The sequence below is a fragment of the Amycolatopsis sp. VS8301801F10 genome (assembly GCF_046195355.1).
In the GTDB taxonomy this organism is placed as follows: Bacteria; Actinomycetota; Actinomycetes; order Mycobacteriales; family Pseudonocardiaceae; genus Amycolatopsis.
Window position 1 is genome coordinate 2,974,523 of record NZ_CP176065.1, and the last position, 16,411, is coordinate 2,990,933.

A 16,411-nucleotide genomic window follows, 5' to 3' on the forward strand; every position below is an offset into this window, starting at 1 on the left:
GCAGAGGCGGGGATCACGCCAGCGGGTCCATCGGCACGCCCTCGACCTGCTTCGCCCGCCACACCGGGGCGGCCGAACCCCGCGCCGTGCTTGATGCCCGGGAACACGCCGCGGGCGTTGACCTGCAGCAGGCGGTCGGGAAGGCCGTGCTGGTCAGGTCCGGGTCGAAGGTGGCGCTGATCCCGGCGTTGGTGACCAGCACGTCGAGCTTTCCGCGCTGCTCGAAGCGCCGGTGAGCAGGGCGATCTTGTCGGCCAGAGACGGGCCGGATCAGGCCAGTTCCGCCGAGACGACCGACGACAGCGCGCGCAGCGCCTCCAGCAGGGCGTCGAGCGCGTCCGGGCTGACCAGGACCGTGCTGACCATGCTGCTTTCCCGGACGCCCTCGCGGACGTCGACGGACAGTTCGTGGATCAGCTTCCCGTGCTGGGTCAGCGTCGCGACCAGGCCGGGGATCTGGTCGATGCCGCCGACGAAATAGGTCGCGATCCGGCGGCGGACCAGCATGGCCGGGGCGGAGGTGTACGGGGCGGACGAGAAGGTGCTCAGGGACATAACGTACTCCGGGAAAGAAGGTCTGGCGGGGAAAAGAGGGCCAGGTCCCGAAGCAAAACCGCACACCGGCATCGCGCGCCGGCAGCCTGGTTCAGCCGGCGCGCCGGGTTACGAGTCGCTCGGACGTCATGAGGCGCAGCACGGCGACAGGCTAACACGGCGCCGCGAGAAGGCAAAGCAATCCACAATGGACACCAAGCTCAGCAGGGTTCGTTCCCGGGCTCGCGCAGTTCTTCGGCCTTGCGGACGGTGTTCTCGCCCAGCTGCGAGGCCTCAGCGGAGGAGGACGCCGGGGTTCAGCACGCCTGCCGGATCGAGCGTGTCCTTCGCGGCGGACAGGGCGGCGGCGAACGGGTCCGGGCGTTGCCGGTCGTACCACGGGCGGTGGTCCCGGCCGACCGCGTGATGGTGGGTGATCGTGCCGCCGTTGGCCAGGATCGCTTCGGAGACCGCGGTTTTCAGCTCGTCCCACTGCGCGACGGTGCTGCCCCAGCGGCCGGTCGCGTAGATGCCGTAGTACGGCGCGGGGCCGTCGGGATAGACGTGGGTGAACCGGCAGGTCACCACGCCCGCGCCGCAGATTTCGGCGATCGCCGCGTTCGCGGCCGTGGTGACCGCGTCGTGGAGCGGCTCGAACGCGTCCCAGGTGCAGGCGGTCTCGAAGGTCTCCACGATCATCGACCGGCGGGCGAGCGCGTCACGCTGGTACGGCATCCGCAGGAACGCCGAACGCCACGCCGAACCGGACTCGCCGCGGCGGGCGGTGACCGTACCGCCGTGGTCCGCGGTCAGTTCGAGCGCGCGGTCCAGCCAGGCGTCCACCGGATGGTCGGCGGACTCGAACGCGAGCAGCAGCAGGCCGTCGGCCTGGACGCCGGTGTTGAGGAACGCTTCCGCGGCGTCGAGGAGCCGGCAGTTCGCCGGGTACAGGCCGGACTGCGCGACCGCCCGGGTCGCGCGCACCGCGTCGGCGTACCGGGTGAAGCTGACCGACGCTTTCGCTTGCCAGCGTGGACGTTCCTGCAGGCGCATCCAGGCTTCGGTGATTACGCCCAGTGTGCCTTCCGAGCCGAGAAACAGCCGATCCGGCGACGGTCCGGCTCCTGAACCGGGCAGCCGGCGCGATTCGCTGATGCCGGCCGGGGTCACGACGCGCAGGGACTCGGTGAGGTCGTCGATGTGCGTGGCCAGCGTGGCGAAGTGGCCGCCGGCGCGGGTCGCCAGCCAGCCGCCGAGGGTGGAGTGGGTGAACGACTGGGGGTAGTGCCGCAGCGTCAGGCCGTGCGGGCGGAGCTGGTCCTCCAAGGCCGGTCCGTAGACCCCGGCTTGGATGCGCGCGGCGCGGCTCGTCCGGTCGATCTCCATCACCCGGTCGAGACGGCCGAGATCCAGCGACACCGCGGGCGCGGGGAACCGCGGTTCGATGCCGCCGACCACGGAACTGCCGCCGCCGTACGGAATTACCGGGGTGCCGTCGGCGGAGCACCAGTCCAGGAGGTCGAGGACGTCCTGCTCGGACTCCGGCCGCGCGACGACGTCCGGCACCGCTTCGATCCGTCCTTCCATATTTCGCACGACGTCCCGGAACGCCTTGCCGCGGGCGTGCGACAGCCGGTCGACCTGGTCGGTCGAGCACAGCCGGGCCAGTGCGGCGGGCGGGCGGAGCCGGGACGGCGGCACCGGAAGCTCGTCCGGCGCGGGCGGAGCGTGGTCGGTGAAGTCGTGGCCGGGAAGGAAGGCGGCGGTGCGCGCGACCAGTGCCTCGGATTCTTCGGCGGTCAGCGCTTCCTCGGTGTCGCCCCACCCCCACCAGGACCGTGTCATCCGTCTGCTCCCTTCCGAATTGACCCGAGGGTAACTTACTCTAGGGTAATAGGCGTTGAGGAGGAAAGATGAGCGTGCTGACCGCTGCCGCGCCGTTCGTGGTGAACCGGCTGCTCCCTCGCTTCGACCAGCGGATCGAGGAGTCCGCGAAGCCGTTCGCCCGGCCCGGCCTGCTGCGGCCGCATCCGGACTCGCGGGCCTGGGCGTGGACGCATTACGGCATCTTCGTGCCGGAACTGCCGCGGCCGCACCGCTACCTCAACACCATGACCCTGATCGGCAGCACCGGCACAGTCTGTTTCGACAACGACTACCTCGCGACCTCCGACGCCCGCCGCACCACGACGGTTCTCTCGTCCACCGCCGCGCCCGGGCATCATCATTACCGGGCCTACGATTCCCACGCCGAATGCCGCTTCGCCGAGGACGGTTCGCGACTGGAATGGGATTCGGACCTGGCTATCGAAGCAGCACATCCGTCCTATCAGGTACACGCGCGTTACGAGGGTTTCACCGCGGATTTGTCGATCACCGCGACGCCGCAAGTCTCGTGGTTCGTGCGCAATCCGGCTTACGACCATTTGAGCCTCCTGGCCACCTTCACCGGAATGATCGCCGACGACACCGGCGAGACCGAGATCAGCGGTCTGTGCACCGTGGAGTACGCACGATCGCTTTCCCCGCAAGCACTTCGACGTGCACCCCTGCCGCCGCGATTCAAGCTGCCAATCGACTTCTTCACCTACCAGATCATCAATCTGGACGACCGGACGCAATTGCTGCTGACCGATGTCCGCGCGGCCGGTGCGACAGCTTGCCGACTGGCCCACCTGCGCACACTGGACGGCACCGCGACGGTGTTCCGGGAGGTTAGGGTCGAGGTAGCACATCGGCCAGAGCCGGAGATCGATCCACTGGGCCGGGAAATGCGCGTCCCCGAGGGTTTCAGGTGGACGGTGCACGACGGCACTGAGAAGGTCGTAGCGCTGGAGGCGATTGTGGACAGTCCACTGCGGTATGGCCATGGGCGCGGCTATGTCGGCGCATACACGTATTCTGGCGAGTTCCGGGGACGACCGGTATCGGGAAGCGGTTACTTCGAATGGGTCGATTGCGAGGTCAACCGCGCAAGGAGGTGAGGATGCGAGCGCAGCGCCGGGTGGTGGTCTCGGCGGTTTCTTCGGGATGCTCCAGCCACCAGTTGACGGTGGCAGCGACCGCGCCGTACCAGATGCGAGCGAACAGCGAAGCGTCGGCAGGATCGGCGAAACCGGCCGAGGACAAGGCTTCCTGAGTACCTTCCGCACCGAGCGCGGAAAGCTTGCGCCGGTACGCGCGAGCCGCCCCGTCCACTGCGGAGCCCGGCGGCAAAGTCGGATCCCAGAGAACGGCCCAGTCCAGACGACGAGGCTCCAGCGTGCGGAAGATGGCCTCAAGGGTCCCCAGAGCACGGCTCAGCCCAGTGCCGGTCTGAGCTTCGGTGACAGCGTCGACCAGCGGCGCCGCACCACGGTGCAGGCAGGCAAGATAAAGCCCGTCCTTGGACTCGAAATACCCGTAGACCAACGGTTTGGAAATCCCGGCCCGCCGAGCGACGGCAGCCACCGAGGCATGGGCATAGCCCTGAACACCGAACTCCTGGACGGCAGCATCAAGAATCAGCCGCTCCCGCTCGGGCCGCGGCATCCCTTTACTGCCAGCCGGATTCACCACTACGCCAGCATAGCCGATGCGGTAACCACAGGAGCCAAATCCATTGTGGACCCCCCCAACAAACCAACCGCCACCGATGCACCCAACCAACAAGGCATCCACACCTCCCCCCGCCCCCGATACACAGCCAAAACACGGCGCTGGGGTGCTTGTCAAGGCATCTTTCCCGCCTTGACAAGCACCCCAGCGCCGTAGTCACACTAAAAAATCGGGGGGCCCACGCAACCACTCACCCGGCAATGTCGCCCGCCAGGGCGACGAGCCGTCTCCCGCATGACAACGACAAAGATGCACGGATCGGCAACACCTCTGCCCCCGCCGACAAGCCCAATCCCCCCAGCGCACGCAACACTGACCCCGCGGGGCAAGGGAGCGAACCAGGAGGCCGAGATGGCACAGCAGTCGACACCAAAGGCCGCCGAAGGGCAGCTCCGCGCGAACGCCCTCGGCACCGGCGGAATCGCCTTCCTAGTCCTAGCCGCCGTCGCCCCGCTGACCGGCATGGTAGTAATCGCCGGACTGGGAATCGCCCTGGGCAACGGCGGCGGAATGCCCGCCTCCTTCCTGATCGCCGGCATCATCCTGCTGCTCTTCGGCGTCGGCTACGCAAGAATGAGCCGATACGTCTCGAACGCAGGCGGCTTCTACGCCTACCTGACCGCCGCACTAGGCCGCCCAGCAGGCCTGTCCGGAGCCTTCGTAGCGCTGGCCGGATACAACTGTTTCGTCGCAGGCGCAGTAGGAACCTCCGGCGCACTGACCGGCGGCGTAGTCAACCGAGTCTTCCACTTAGACCTGCCCTGGGAGCTGTGGGCCGGACTCTCCGTGGCAGCAGTGTTCTTCCTGAGCCGCCGCGGCGTAGACGTTTCAGCAAAAGTCCTGGCAGTATCACTGATCCTGGAAGTCAGCATCCTAGTAGTATTCGACGTTGCAGTACTGAGCAAATCCGGCTACTCCCTCAGCGCATTCTCCCCGACCGTAGTAACGTCCGGATCGCTCGGCCTAGGCTTACTGTTCGCCGCCACCTGCTTCATCGGCTTCGAGGCAACCGCGTTGTTCAGCGAGGAAGCACGCGACCCAAACAAGTCAGTCCCGCGCGCGACCTACATCGCAGTGATCGCAATCGGCGTCTTCGCCGCCATCACCTCACTCGCCCTGGTGAGCGCGATCGGAGTGGAACACGCGAAATCCGTAGCACAAGACCATCTCGCAGCAGGCGACCTGCTCCTAGCCACGTCACAGGACGTCCTGGGAACCGCGCTCACCGACGCCATGCAGCTGTTGCTAGTCGTAAGCCTGTTCGCCGCGTTGCTGGCGCTCCACAACTCAGCGAGCCGATACATCTACGCACTCGCCCGAGACGGGGTACTGCCAAAACCGCTGGGACACACAGTTTCCGGTACCCCGCGCAACGCCAGCGCCGCGCAAATCGGATTCGCAACTCTCGTCGCCGCGATCTTCGCGGTGCTCGGCCTCGACCCAGTAGCGTTCTTGACGTCGTCGATGACCGGCTTCGGGACCTTGGCAATCCTGGTGCTGCAAGCGATGGCATCAATCGCGGTAGTGGTGTTCTTCCGCCAGCGGCGCGACCCGCATTGGTGGAGCACCTTCGTCGCCCCCGGGCTAGGCGGGGCCGGGCTGATCGGCGTGATTGTGCTGGCGGTGCTGAACTTCCCGACAATGGCGGGCTCGGACGCGGCCTGGATCGGATTGCTGCCGTGGTTGCTGCCGATCCTGATCGGCGCGGGACTGGCGACGGCCGGATATCTCCGGCGGAAACGTCCGGAGACGTACGCGGCGCTCGGGCCCGACGTGCGGTGAGTGTGCTCAGCTCTTCGTCTTGGCGCGGTCGTGGGCCCAACTGGTGATCGCCATTCCGACGAAAACCAGCACCAGGAGCGCGACCAGTTGTCCGCCCCATCCGCCGGGGACCCAGGCGAACGCACCCCACAATTGCCGCGCCTCGTGGTCGAAGAAACTGCGGATCGCGGCCTGCGCGCATACGACGGTGATCACCATGCCGACGATTTGCACCGCTGAATAGCCGCCCTTGCTCATCTGCTCTCCTCGGGTTCTCGTGGTGCACTCAGTGTGGCGGCGCAAACTCCCCAGCACATCGGACCTGCGGCGCGAACCGGGACCGACCAAAGTCGAGGATTACGACTTTGGTCTAGGGCGCGGACTGTGCCGAGGGCGGCTGCACGGCGGGGGCGGATCGGCGAAGATGGGCGGGTGCTCGTTTCGCCGGCCAAGCTCAAGCCGTGGCAGCAGGGGTGGCGGCTGCTCGTGGCCGCGCTGCTCGGCGCGTTCGCCTGGCTGGCGGTCGCCTCCCAGCTGCCGGAGGGATTCGAGGACGCGCGGACCGAGTGGCTGCTCTTCGGCGATCCGGTCCTCGGGCTCGGCTGCCTGATCGCGTCCCTGTGGCGGCGGAAGTATCCGCTCTCGATCGCGACCGGGGTGGTGATCGCCTCGGCGGTGTCGGCGTCCGCCGGGGGCGCCGCGCTGCTCGTGCTCGGGTCGCTCGCGACCCGGCGGCGGCCGCTGGAGACCACGTTCATCGGGCTCGCCTGCGTCGCGACCGCGGCGATCACCGAAGGCCTTTACCCGCGCGGCAGCGACCCGGACCCGTGGTGGCTGTCCATCTCGTTCGTGGTGCTGATCACCGGCATCGTCGTGGCGATCGGGGCGGCGATCGGGGCGCGGCGCGAGGAGCTGCAGTCGCTGCGAGAGCGGGCGGAGAGCGCGGAACGCGAGCAGGTCGCGCGGGCGGCCGAGGCGCGGATCGTCGAGCGGCACCGGATCGCGCGCGAGATGCACGACGTCCTCGCGCACCGGGTTTCGCTGGTCGCGATGCAGGCCGGGGTGCTCGGGCATCGCACCGATCTGCCGCCGGAGCAGGTGTCGCTGCTGGCCAGGGGGATCGCGGACGGCGCGCACCAGGCGCTGGAGGAGCTGCGGGAGGTGCTCGGGGTGCTGCGGGCCAGCCCGGGCGGGCTCGAGCCGCCGCAGCCGTCGCTGGCGAATCTGCCCGCGCTGGTCGCCGACGCCCGGGCGCTGGGGGTCGACGTCGAGTACCTCCCGGAGTCCGTCGGGACGCCGCCGGATCTGCTTGCCCGCACGGTGTACCGGATCGTCCAAGAAGGACTGACCAACGCCGGGAAACACGCGCCGGGCGCGAAAGTGCGGGTCACGGTCGCGGGTGGGGAGGGCGAGGGCCTGCGCGTGACGGTGCGGGACTCCGGCGCGGCCAGGGGCGAGGCGCCGCCGCCGTCGGCCGGGTTCGGGTTGCTGGGGCTGTCCGAGCGGGTCGAGCTCGCCGGTGGTGAACTGGACCGGCACGCGGACCCGGACGGCGGGTTCGTGCTGACCGCGTGGCTGCCGTGGCCAGCCCGCGAAGGGAGCGAGTGAGTGGACCGGGTGCGGGTCGTGCTCGTCGACGACGATCAGCTGGTGCGGATGTCGCTGCGGCTCATGCTCGACGGCGAAGCCGACCTGGAGGTCGCCGGCGAGGCCGCGGACGGCGACGCCGCCATCGCCGAGGTCCGCCGGCTGCGGCCGGACGTCGTGCTGATGGACGTGCGGATGCCCGGCCGCGACGGGCTGAGCGCCACCGAGGCGATCCTCGGCTGGCCGGACCCGCCGCGGATCCTGGTGCTGACCACGTTCGACTCCGACGAGATGGTGCTCGGCGCGCTGCGGGCCGGTGCTCTCGGGTTCGTGCTCAAGGACACCCCGCCGCCGGACATCCTGGCCGCGGTGCGCGCGGTCGCCGCCGGGAACCCCGCGTTGTCCCCGGCGGCGACCAGCCGGTTGATCACCGCGGCGATGGGACCGCGGTCGTCGGAGACCCGCCGGGCCGCGCGGGAGGCGGCGCGGGCGCGGCTGGCCGCGTTGACCGAACGCGAGCGCGACACCGCGCGGGCGATCGCGGAAGGGCTGTCGAACGCCGAGGTGGGCGAGCGGCTGCACATCAGCGTGGCGACGGTGAAGGCGCATACGAGCAGCTTGTTCGCGAAGCTCGGCGTGGTGAACCGGGTGCAGATCGCGCTGGTGGTGCGCGACAGCGAGGAATAAATCCTCAGCGGCGGACGGCTTCGGCACAGTTATCCAGAAACGCCGCAGGATTAGCCAACGAAATGCGAAAACTGCCGCGGCGGATGGAATATTCCTCCGGTAATTTACGCTGTTTGTCGCAGTGAATCACCTTCGCTCTCCGGTACCATCTTGACGCCAAAGTCCCTTTTTCCGGCTGGCGCGCTTTTTCTGGAATTGATCCGGAATCCCCTTGTTTCGCACCGGGCGGGCTGGCACACTCTCGCTAGGAGTCCTAACTAGCCGGGTCGGGGTGGGGAGGAAGCCGTCGTGCGGGCTGGAGATCCGGTCGCCGCGCTCCGCGGGGTTTCGCTGCGGGTCACCAAACAGCGGATCGCGGTGCTGGAGGTGCTGCGGAACCGGCCGCACGCCGCGCTCGAGCACATCCGCGACGAGGTGCGCGAGAAGCTCGGTTCCGTTTCCGCGCAAGCGGTTTACGACGTGCTGGCCGCGCTGGTCGGGGCCGGGCTCGTGCGCAGGCTCGAACTGCCCGGCTCCCGCGCCCGGTTCGAACTGCGCACCGACGACCACGACCACGTCGCGTGCCGCGAGTGCGGCGCGGTGGCGGACGTCGAACGCGTCGACCTCCCGCGCGCGGAGGAAAACGGCTACCGCATCGACGCCGCCGAGGTGACGTATTGGGGCGCCTGCCCGTCCTGTCTGTCCGCACCGCCGACGAAAGAGGAGCAATGACCTTCGCTGACAACACCGACCCGTTGACCACCGCGGCCGGCGCGCCGGTGACCGACAACCAGAACAGCCTCACCGCGGGTGCGCGCGGTCCGGTCCTGCTCCAGGACCTCTGGCTGGTGGAGAAGCTCGCGCACTTCGACCGCGAGGTGATCCCGGAGCGGCGGATGCACGCCAAGGGGTCCGGCGCGTTCGGCAAGTTCACCGTCACCCACGACATCAGCCGCTACACCAGTGCCGCGTTGTTCAGCGAGGTCGGCAACGAGGTCGAGACGTTCGTGCGGTTCTCCACCGTCGCCGGGGAACGCGGCGCGGCGGACGCCGAACGCGACATCCGCGGGTTCGCCGTGCGCTTCTACACCACGCAGGGCAACTGGGACCTGGTCGGCAACAACACCCCGGTCTTCTTCCACCGGGACCCGCTGAAGTTCCCCGACCTGAACCACGCGGTGAAGCGCGATCCGCGGACGAACCTGCGCGACGCGGAGAACAAGTGGGGGTTCTGGACGCGCCTTCCCGAGGCGCTGCACCAGATCACCATCGTGATGAGCGACCGCGGCATCCCGAAGACCTACCGGCACATGCACGGTTTCGGCTCGCACACGTTCAGTTTCCTCAACGCGGTGGGCGAGCGGCACTGGGTGAAGTTCCACCTGCGCACCCAGCAGGGCATCGAAAACCTGACCGACGCGGAGGCGGACGCGCTCATCGGCGAGGACCGCGAATCGCACCAGCGCGACCTGTACGAGGCGATCGAGCGCGGCGACTATCCTAAGTGGACGCTGTATGTGCAGCTCATGCCGGAGGCGGACGCGGAGACCTACCGGTTCCACCCGTTCGACCTGACGAAGGTGTGGAGCAAGAAGGACTATCCGCTGGTCGAGGTCGGCGAGCTGGAGCTGAACCGCAATCCGGAGAACTACTTCGCCGACGTCGAGCAGGCCGCGTTCACCCCGGCCAACCTGGTGCCGGGCATCTCGGTCAGCCCGGACAAGATGTTGCAGGGACGGCTGTTCTCCTACGGCGACGCCACCCGCTACCGGCTCGGCGTGAACCACCACCAGATCCCGGTCAACTGCCCGCGCGGGGCGACGCTGGTCAACACCTACCACCGCGACGGCGCGATGCGCGTCGACGGCAACCAGGGCGGAGTTCCGGGCGTGCAGCCGAACTCCTTCGGGCGGTGGGCGGAACAGCCGCAGTACGCCGAGCCCGCGGGACCGGGCGGGGCGGTCGCGGACCGGTTCGACTACCGCGAGGACGACGACAACTACTACGAACAGCCGGGCAACCTGTTCCGGCTGATGGACGAGGGCGCGCGGCAGCGCCTCTTCGAAAACACGGCGCGGGGGATCAAGGGCGCGCGCAAGGAGACCGTCGAACGGCATATCGAGAACTGCGCCAAGGCGGACCCGGCGTACGGCGCGGGAGTGCGGAAGGCGTGCGAGGAGATCGGGGCGCTGTAACCGGGGTTTGCCGTCCGTGTGGGGAATCCGCCTAGCCCACCGCCTAACCACCCAGGTTTCGAAACACCCTCGCAGGGTTCCCCTCACGGACGGTCGGCAAGAGTTACGCCGTCGCCTGCTCGTGTTCCGGGCAGTCGGTGCGCAATTCGTTCAGCGCCAAGGGTTTCCGCATCAGATGGCAGTGGTGCGGAGCCTCCGGCTCCGGATGTTCGTTGGGTCCGAAGAACCGGCACGTCGTGCACACCCGGGCGACGCTGATCGCTCCGGCGCGCTGCAGGTCCGCGATCACCCGCAACAGGGTGTGCAGCGTCGCGGCCCGGTCCGGCTCCGGCAGTGCGGCCAGCGAGCCCACCAGCAGCGCGTCCCACGCCGACAGTTCGGCGGAGACCTGGAAGCCGCGGTCGGTGAGGGTGAGCAGGCGGCGGCGTCCGTCCGAACCCGGCGAGCGGGTGAGGAGTCCTTTGCGTTCCAGGGCGCTGATCGCGTCGGACATCGTCGGCGTGGTGACGTCGAACTCCGCGGCCAGTGCGTTCACCTCCCGGCGCGGGGCGGGATGGCGCGCCAGGGACAGCACCGCCTGCTGCTGCAGCGGCGAAAGGCCCTGGGTGCGGGAGCTGCGCTGGGAGAGCGAGCGCAGGCCGTTCCCGAGCCGTTCGATGGCGTCGGCCAGCCGCCGGTCGAGGCCTGGTTCGTGCTCGGGCATGCGCGCCGCCTCACGGTTAGGACTCCTCGGCACCATGATAAGCGACGGCACGGAAGAAGGCCGGGACCCACCGGCCCCGGCCTTCTCCCTCGCCAGGTGGCTCAGACGAGTTTCTGCGCCTCGAGCAGCGCGTCCCGCAGGATCTGTTCGATCTCGTCGAACTCCGCCCGCCCCGCGATGAGCGGCGGCGCGAACTGGACGACCACGTCGCCCCGGTCGTCCGGACGGCAGTAGAGGCCGCGGTCGAACAGCGCGCCCGGCAGGAAGCCGCGGACGAGGCGTTCCCGCTCGTCGGCGTTGAACGTCTCGCGGGTCGCCTTGTCCTTGACCAGTTCGACGGCCCAGAAGTAGCCGTCGCCGCGGACGTCGCCGACGATCGGCAGGTCCAGCAGCTTGTTCAGCGTCGAGCGGAACGCGTCCTGGTTGTCCAGCACGCGCTGGTTGAGGCCCTCGCGTTCCATCAGGTCGAGGTTCGCGAGCGCGACCGCCGCCGACACCGGGTGCCCGCCGAAGGTGTAGCCGTGCGGGAAGCCGACTCCCGCGCCGAGGAACGGCTCCATTACCCGGTCCGACGCGATCAGCGCGGCGATCGGGCTGTATCCGGAGCTGAGTCCCTTGGCGCAGGTCAGCAGGTCCGGCTGGAGGCCGAATTTCTCGCTGGCGAACGTCGCGCCGTGCCTGCCGAAGGCGCAGATCACCTCGTCGGCGACCAGCAGCACGTCGTGCCGGTCGCAGATTTCCCGCACCCGCTCGAAGTACCCGGGCGGCGGCGTGAGGCAGCCGCCGGAGTTCTGCACCGGTTCGAGCACGACCGCGGCGACCGTGTCCGCGCCCTCGAACAGGATCGCCTCCTCGATCCGGTCCGCGGCCCAGCGGCCGAACGCTTCGAGGTCGTCGGCGAACTCCGGATGCCGGTACAGATTGGTGTTCGGCACGCGGAAACCGCCCGGCGCGAGCGGCTCGAAGTCCTTCTTCATCGCGGGAAGGCCGGTGATCGCGAGCGCGCCGTGCGGGGTGCCGTGGTAGGCCACCGCGCGGCTGATCACCTTGTGCTTGCCGGGTTTCCCGGTCAGCTTGAAGTACTGCTTCGCGACCTTCCACGCGGACTCGACGGCCTCGCCGCCGCCGGTGGTGAAGAAGACGCGGTTGAGGTCGCCCGGCGCGAGATGCGCGAGCCGTTCGGCCAGTTCCGCCGCGGGTTTCGTGGCATAGCCCCAAATCGGGAAGTACGCCAGCTCGTTCGCCTGCTGCGCGGCCACTTCCACGAGTTCGCGGCGGCCGTGTCCGGCCTGCACGACGAAAAGCCCGGCCAGACCGTCGAGAATCTTGCGGCCGCGGTCGTCCCAAACGTGCACGCCCTCGCCGCGGGTGATCACCGGGACCGGGGTCTCCGGGTAATTCCCCATGCGGGAGAAGTGCATCCACAGGTGCCGGGCTGCTGCCGACTGAGTGTCCATCGCAGATCCCTTCTCAGACGTTCTGCGGAAAGCCGAGGTCGAGTCCGCCCTGTCCGGCGCCCGGCCAGCGGGTGGTGACGACCTTGGCGCGGGTGAAGAAGTGCACGCCTTCGCCGCCGTGCGCGTGGGTGTCGCCGAACAGCGAGTTCTTCCGGCCGCCGAACGAGTGGTAGGCCACCGGGACCGGCACCGGCACGTTCACGCCGACCATGCCCGCCTCGACGTCGGCGGAGAACCGGCGGGCCGCGCCGCCGTCGTTGGTGAAGATCGCCGCGCCGTTGCCGTACGGTCCGGCGTTGATCAGCTCGATCGCGTCGGCGAACGTCTCCACCCGGACCACGGAGAGGACCGGGCCGAAGATCTCGTCGGTGTAGATCGGCATGTCCGGGCGGACGTGGTCGAACACGGTGGGGCCGACGAAGAATCCCTCGCCGTCCGCGTCGAACTCGCCTTCCCGGCCGTCGAGCACCAGCGTCGCGCCGGCCTCGGCCCCGGCGGCGATGTAGCCGGACACCCGGTCCTTCGCCGCCGCGGTGACCAGCGGGCCCATGTCGCAGCCGCGGGTGCCGTCGCCGGTCACCAGGGTCTTCGCCCGGTCGGCGATCCGCGGCACCAGAGCATCGGCGACGTCGCCCACCGCGACCACCACCGACACCGCCATGCAGCGTTCGCCCGCAGACCCGAAACCAGCGCTGACCGCCTGGTCGGCGACGAGGTCGAGGTCGGCGTCGGGCAGCACCACCAGGTGGTTCTTCGCGCCGCCGAGCGCCTGGACGCGCTTGCCGTTCGCGGTGCCGGTCTCGTAGACGTACTTTGCGATCGGGGTGGAGCCGACGAACGAGACCGCTTCGATGTCCGGGCTGTGCAGCAACGCGTCGACGGCGGTTTTGTTGCCATGCAACACGTTGAACACGCCTTCGGGCAGACCGGCTTCGCGCCACAGCTCAGCGAGCCAGTTCGCCGCGGTCGGCACCTTCTCGGACGGCTTCAGCACCACGGTGTTCCCGGCCGCGATCGCGATCGGGAAGAACCACATCGGGACCATGGCGGGGAAGTTGAACGGCGAGATGATCGCGACCGGGCCAAGCGGTTCGCGAAGCGACGTGACGTCGATGTCGGTCGACGCGTTGGCCGTCGCCGCGCCCTTGAGCAGCTGCGGGATCCCGCAGGCGAACTCGACGACCTCCAGGCCGCGCGCGACCTCGCCGGCCGCGTCGGACAGCACCTTGCCGTGCTCGGCGGTGATGATCCGCGCGAGTTCGTCGGAGCGCGCGTCGAGCAGTTCGCGGAACCGGAACAGCACCCGGCTGCGCTTCGCCAGGGAGGTCTTGCGCCAAGCGGGGAACGCGGCCTTCGCGGCGGCGATCGCGGCCCGCGCGTCCGCGGCCGAGCCGAGCGGCACGCGCGCGGTGACCTTCCCGGTCGCCGGGTTCGTGACGTCCCCGTATCCGTCCGGCGAGCCTGCTGTCTCGCCGCCGGCGATCCACTGGGACAGCGTCGGCACGGAATCGCTCATCGAGCCACCTTTCTTCCTGGTCTTCGCCCTCTGAGGGTCCCTCCCGGACGGGTCGCGGGTAACCGACGAACCGTCGGTTTGCCGGGGGCTGGCTTTACAGTTCGTCGGGTTATCCTGACGGCGTGCACCTGACCCTCCGCGACGTCCTCGAACTGCCGGTGATGGCCGCCGGGGCGCCGGTGGTGCGCTCGGCGGCGGACGCGGTCGACGTGCCGGTGCGCTCGGTGCACGTCAGCGAGCTGAGCGACGTCGCGGGGACGCTGACCAGCGACGTTCTGGTGCTCTCGATCGGGCGCGCGTGCACCGAACCGGGCTTCGACGCGGTGGCCTACGTCCGGTCGCTGCGGGACGCCGGGGCGATCGGGCTGGTCGTGGAGCCGGGGCAGCATCTGAAGTCGTTGCCGGACGCGCTGGTGCAGGCCGCTCGCGCCGCGCGGTTTCCGCTGGTGGAGCTGCGCAGCACGGTCCGCTTCATCGAGGTGACCGAGATCGTGCACGCCCGGATCGTCAACGCGCACTACGAGCGGTTGCGGCTGGCCGAACGCGCGCACGAGGCGTTCAGCACGGTCGGCTCGGCTTCGCAGGCGCCGGACGCGGTCCTCGCGCACGCAGCGGACTTGATCGGGTTGCCCGTGGTGCTGGAGGACCGGACGCACCGGGCGCTCGCGTTCGCCGGTGTCGGTTCGGCGGAAGCATTGCTGCGCGATTGGCCTGCCCGCTCCCGGCGGGTGCCGTTTTCCGCGACGACCGAGGTCGGCGGTCCGGAAAGCTGGATGTGCACGCCGGTCGGGCCGCCGCGCGAACGCTGGGGCCGGCTGGTCGTGCCCGCGCGGTCGGCGGAGCAGCCCTCGGCGTGGCTGGTGCTCGAACGCGCGGCGGAGGCGTTGACCGTCGGGAAGTTGCTGGAACGCTCGCCGCTGTCGGTGGAAATCGAGGCGCAGGGAGATTTGCTGCGCGACCTGTTGCACGGCGCGGACGAGGGTTCGGTCCGCGCGCGGGCCCGGGCGCTGGGGCTGGCGCAGGCGGCGTACTACGCGGTGCTGGTCTGCCGTCCGGCTCGGGCCGGGCTGGAGCGGGCGCTGCTGGATGCGGTGCTGACCAGCGACGGGATCGGCGGCGTGCTGGCGGAAGGCCGGGTGGCGGCGGTGTTCCCGTGTTCCTCGCCGACGGCGGAGAAAGCGTTGCTGGAGCGGGTGGTCGCCGGGGTTCCGGACGGACTGGCGGCGGCGTTCGGGGCGGCTGGTCCGGTGCGTCGGCTCGGCGAGCTGCCGGCGGCGCTGCAGGAGGCGGTGCACGTCGCGGACGTCGAATCGCCTGGTGCGCCGGGACTTCGGCGGGCTCGCGACTTGGGGGTGCGCGGGTTGTTGTGGTGGTTGCGGGAACATCCGCGGCTGCACGAGTTCACCGAGGCGCAGTTGCGGCCGTTGCTGACGTTGCCGGAACCGCGGGCCAGCCGGGCGTTCGCGACGCTGCGGGCGTATGTCGAGTCGGGGTACTCGATGACGGAGTTCGCGAAAGCGTTGAACCTCAGTCGTCCGGCGGCGTATTCGCGGTTGGCGACTATTGAGCGGGTGCTGGGTGTCGACCTGTCCAATCCGGACACTCGGCTTTCGTTGCACCTAGCCGTTTTGGCGCACGGGCACCGGGAGTCAGCTCCCGGCTCCCCAGCGCAGTGACAGCCGGTCGGCGGCGCGTTCGGTGCTGATGTGCATCATGCTGCCGAGAATGGTCGCGCGGTCGATGACGACGATAGTGCCGTCCGGGGTGCTCGTGGTGCGCTCGCTGACCAGCACCGGGGTGTCGACCGGTTCGTCGAGCAGACGGGCGAGCTTGTCGTCGAGGACGTCCGGGCGGATGGTTTCGGCGGCCCGGTCCACCACTACGTCCAATTCGGACAGTGCAGTGTAGAGCGATACCGTGGTGAAATCGGTGTCGCGCAAGCGTTCTCCGTGCGGCGGCGCGACCCACGACACCTGGTGGATCGCCCGGCGGCCGCCGAATTCGCGCACGCGCTCCAGTCGCAGGCCGGATTCCGTCGCGCGGGCCTGCAGCCGCGCCGCGACCCGGGTCGGCAACCGCCGGACCGACTGGCTGACGACCTCGGTGCGCACGACGTAACCCTGATCGCGCAGGTCCTCGGTGAAGCTGCGCAAAGAGCCCAGCTGGTACGAGGCCGGCGTCGGCGCGACGAAGGTGCCGCGGCCGGGTTGTTGCACGATCAGGGCTTCGTCGCTGAGTTCGCGCAGCGCCTGCCGGAGCGTCATGAGCGTGACGCCGTAGGACGCGCTGAGTTCCCGCTGCGGAGGCAGGGCCTCGCCGGGCGCGTACTCCCCGGCGCGGATCTTCGCGGCGAGATCCGCGGCGATCGCTCGGTATCGGGCCATGCGCGTCCGTT

General features: G+C 69.3%; 16 protein-coding genes. 7 read left to right on the forward strand and 9 right to left on the reverse strand.

The window, feature by feature from the left end:
• Window positions 1–13: 13 nt before the first annotated feature.
• The 3 genes from F9C11_RS14340 to F9C11_RS14350 form a co-directional block, all read right to left on the reverse strand.
• A complete protein-coding gene (locus F9C11_RS14340; RefSeq protein WP_409185351.1) occupies window positions 14–202 on the reverse strand; it encodes a hypothetical protein in 189 nt (62 codons plus the stop codon).
• A gap of 68 nt (window positions 203–270) precedes the next feature.
• Window positions 271–555: a hypothetical protein gene (locus F9C11_RS14345; RefSeq protein ID WP_409185352.1), complete on the reverse strand. Its 285-nt coding sequence runs from the start codon at window positions 553–555 to the stop codon at window positions 271–273.
• Between the two features lie 273 nt (window positions 556–828).
• Complete coding sequence (locus tag F9C11_RS14350) at window positions 829–2,379, reverse strand: FAD-binding oxidoreductase (protein ID WP_409185353.1); 1,551 nt, start codon at window positions 2,377–2,379, stop codon at window positions 829–831.
• A gap of 68 nt (window positions 2,380–2,447) precedes the next feature.
• Here F9C11_RS14350 and F9C11_RS14355 point away from each other — a divergent pair, with 68 nt between their 5' ends.
• Window positions 2,448–3,518: a DUF6670 family protein gene (locus tag F9C11_RS14355; RefSeq protein WP_409185354.1), complete on the forward strand. Its 1,071-nt coding sequence runs from the start codon at window positions 2,448–2,450 to the stop codon at window positions 3,516–3,518.
• On the opposite strand, the gene F9C11_RS14360 is transcribed toward F9C11_RS14355, so the two are convergent.
• On the reverse strand, window positions 3,499–4,092 hold the full coding sequence (locus tag F9C11_RS14360) for a TetR/AcrR family transcriptional regulator (RefSeq protein WP_409185355.1): 594 nt from the start codon (window positions 4,090–4,092) through the stop codon (window positions 3,499–3,501). The two genes, F9C11_RS14355 and F9C11_RS14360, sit on opposite strands and share 20 nt — an antisense overlap.
• A 390-nt stretch (window positions 4,093–4,482) precedes the next feature.
• Between F9C11_RS14360 and F9C11_RS14365 the strand changes: the two genes are divergently transcribed.
• Window positions 4,483–5,913 carry an APC family permease gene (locus F9C11_RS14365; protein WP_409185356.1) on the forward strand — a complete coding sequence of 477 codons (1,431 nt, stop codon included), beginning with the start codon at window positions 4,483–4,485 and terminating at the stop codon, window positions 5,911–5,913.
• A gap of 6 nt (window positions 5,914–5,919) precedes the next feature.
• Here the strand turns inward: F9C11_RS14365 and F9C11_RS14370 are convergent, their stop codons facing one another.
• Window positions 5,920–6,150: a hypothetical protein gene (locus F9C11_RS14370; protein ID WP_409185357.1), complete on the reverse strand. Its 231-nt coding sequence runs from the start codon at window positions 6,148–6,150 to the stop codon at window positions 5,920–5,922.
• A 174-nt stretch (window positions 6,151–6,324) separates the two neighbouring features.
• Here F9C11_RS14370 and F9C11_RS14375 point away from each other — a divergent pair, with 174 nt between their 5' ends.
• The 4 genes from F9C11_RS14375 (at window position 6,325) to F9C11_RS14390 (ending at window position 10,340) form a co-directional block, all read left to right on the forward strand.
• Window positions 6,325–7,500: a sensor histidine kinase gene (locus tag F9C11_RS14375; RefSeq protein ID WP_409185358.1), complete on the forward strand. Its 1,176-nt coding sequence runs from the start codon at window positions 6,325–6,327 to the stop codon at window positions 7,498–7,500.
• Entirely contained in the window at window positions 7,501–8,166 is a 666-nt protein-coding gene (locus tag F9C11_RS14380; protein WP_409185359.1) for a response regulator, read from the forward strand.
• A gap of 288 nt (window positions 8,167–8,454) precedes the next feature.
• Window positions 8,455–8,877: a Fur family transcriptional regulator gene (locus F9C11_RS14385; protein ID WP_409185360.1), complete on the forward strand. Its 423-nt coding sequence runs from the start codon at window positions 8,455–8,457 to the stop codon at window positions 8,875–8,877.
• Window positions 8,874–10,340 carry a catalase gene (locus tag F9C11_RS14390; RefSeq protein WP_409185361.1) on the forward strand — a complete coding sequence of 489 codons (1,467 nt, stop codon included), beginning with the start codon at window positions 8,874–8,876 and terminating at the stop codon, window positions 10,338–10,340. The genes F9C11_RS14385 and F9C11_RS14390 overlap by 4 nt, the downstream gene beginning before the upstream one ends.
• A 103-nt stretch (window positions 10,341–10,443) precedes the next feature.
• Here the strand turns inward: F9C11_RS14390 and F9C11_RS14395 are convergent, their stop codons facing one another.
• The 3 genes from F9C11_RS14395 to F9C11_RS14405 all read right to left on the reverse strand — a co-directional run bounded on the left by F9C11_RS14395 (window position 10,444) and on the right by F9C11_RS14405 (window position 14,016).
• Entirely contained in the window at window positions 10,444–11,043 is a 600-nt protein-coding gene (locus F9C11_RS14395; protein ID WP_409185362.1) for a MarR family winged helix-turn-helix transcriptional regulator, read from the reverse strand.
• Between the two features lie 101 nt (window positions 11,044–11,144).
• Entirely contained in the window at window positions 11,145–12,500 is a 1,356-nt protein-coding gene (locus tag F9C11_RS14400; RefSeq protein WP_409185363.1) for an aspartate aminotransferase family protein, read from the reverse strand.
• Between the two features lie 13 nt (window positions 12,501–12,513).
• Window positions 12,514–14,016: a CoA-acylating methylmalonate-semialdehyde dehydrogenase gene (locus tag F9C11_RS14405; protein WP_409185364.1), complete on the reverse strand. Its 1,503-nt coding sequence runs from the start codon at window positions 14,014–14,016 to the stop codon at window positions 12,514–12,516.
• Between the two features lie 122 nt (window positions 14,017–14,138).
• Here F9C11_RS14405 and F9C11_RS14410 point away from each other — a divergent pair, with 122 nt between their 5' ends.
• Entirely contained in the window at window positions 14,139–15,692 is a 1,554-nt protein-coding gene (locus tag F9C11_RS14410; RefSeq protein ID WP_409185365.1) for a PucR family transcriptional regulator, read from the forward strand.
• On the opposite strand, the gene F9C11_RS14415 is transcribed toward F9C11_RS14410, so the two are convergent.
• Window positions 15,666–16,400, reverse strand: coding sequence for a GntR family transcriptional regulator (locus tag F9C11_RS14415; protein WP_409185366.1), 735 nt, complete (start codon window positions 16,398–16,400; stop codon window positions 15,666–15,668). The genes F9C11_RS14410 and F9C11_RS14415 overlap by 27 nt on opposite strands.
• Window positions 16,401–16,411 lie beyond the last annotated feature (11 nt).

Excerpts from the sequence above, each read along its gene's own strand:
- F9C11_RS14345 (WP_409185352.1), bottom strand. The coding sequence starts at position 555 with ATGTCCCTGAGCACCTTCTCGTCCGCCCCGTACACCTCCGCCCCGGCC.
- F9C11_RS14350 (WP_409185353.1), bottom strand. The coding sequence starts at position 2,379 with ATGACACGGTCCTGGTGGGGGTGGGGCGACACCGAGGAAGCGCTGACC.
- F9C11_RS14355 (WP_409185354.1), top strand. The coding sequence starts at position 2,448 with ATGAGCGTGCTGACCGCTGCCGCGCCGTTCGTGGTGAACCGGCTGCTC.
- F9C11_RS14365 (WP_409185356.1), top strand. The coding sequence starts at position 4,483 with ATGGCACAGCAGTCGACACCAAAGGCCGCCGAAGGGCAGCTCCGCGCG.
- F9C11_RS14370 (WP_409185357.1), bottom strand. The coding sequence starts at position 6,150 with ATGAGCAAGGGCGGCTATTCAGCGGTGCAAATCGTCGGCATGGTGATC.
- F9C11_RS14390 (WP_409185361.1), top strand. The coding sequence starts at position 8,874 with ATGACCTTCGCTGACAACACCGACCCGTTGACCACCGCGGCCGGCGCG.
- F9C11_RS14395 (WP_409185362.1), bottom strand. The coding sequence starts at position 11,043 with ATGCCCGAGCACGAACCAGGCCTCGACCGGCGGCTGGCCGACGCCATC.
- F9C11_RS14400 (WP_409185363.1), bottom strand. The coding sequence starts at position 12,500 with ATGGACACTCAGTCGGCAGCAGCCCGGCACCTGTGGATGCACTTCTCC.
- F9C11_RS14405 (WP_409185364.1), bottom strand. The coding sequence starts at position 14,016 with ATGAGCGATTCCGTGCCGACGCTGTCCCAGTGGATCGCCGGCGGCGAG.
- F9C11_RS14415 (WP_409185366.1), bottom strand. The coding sequence starts at position 16,400 with ATGGCCCGATACCGAGCGATCGCCGCGGATCTCGCCGCGAAGATCCGC.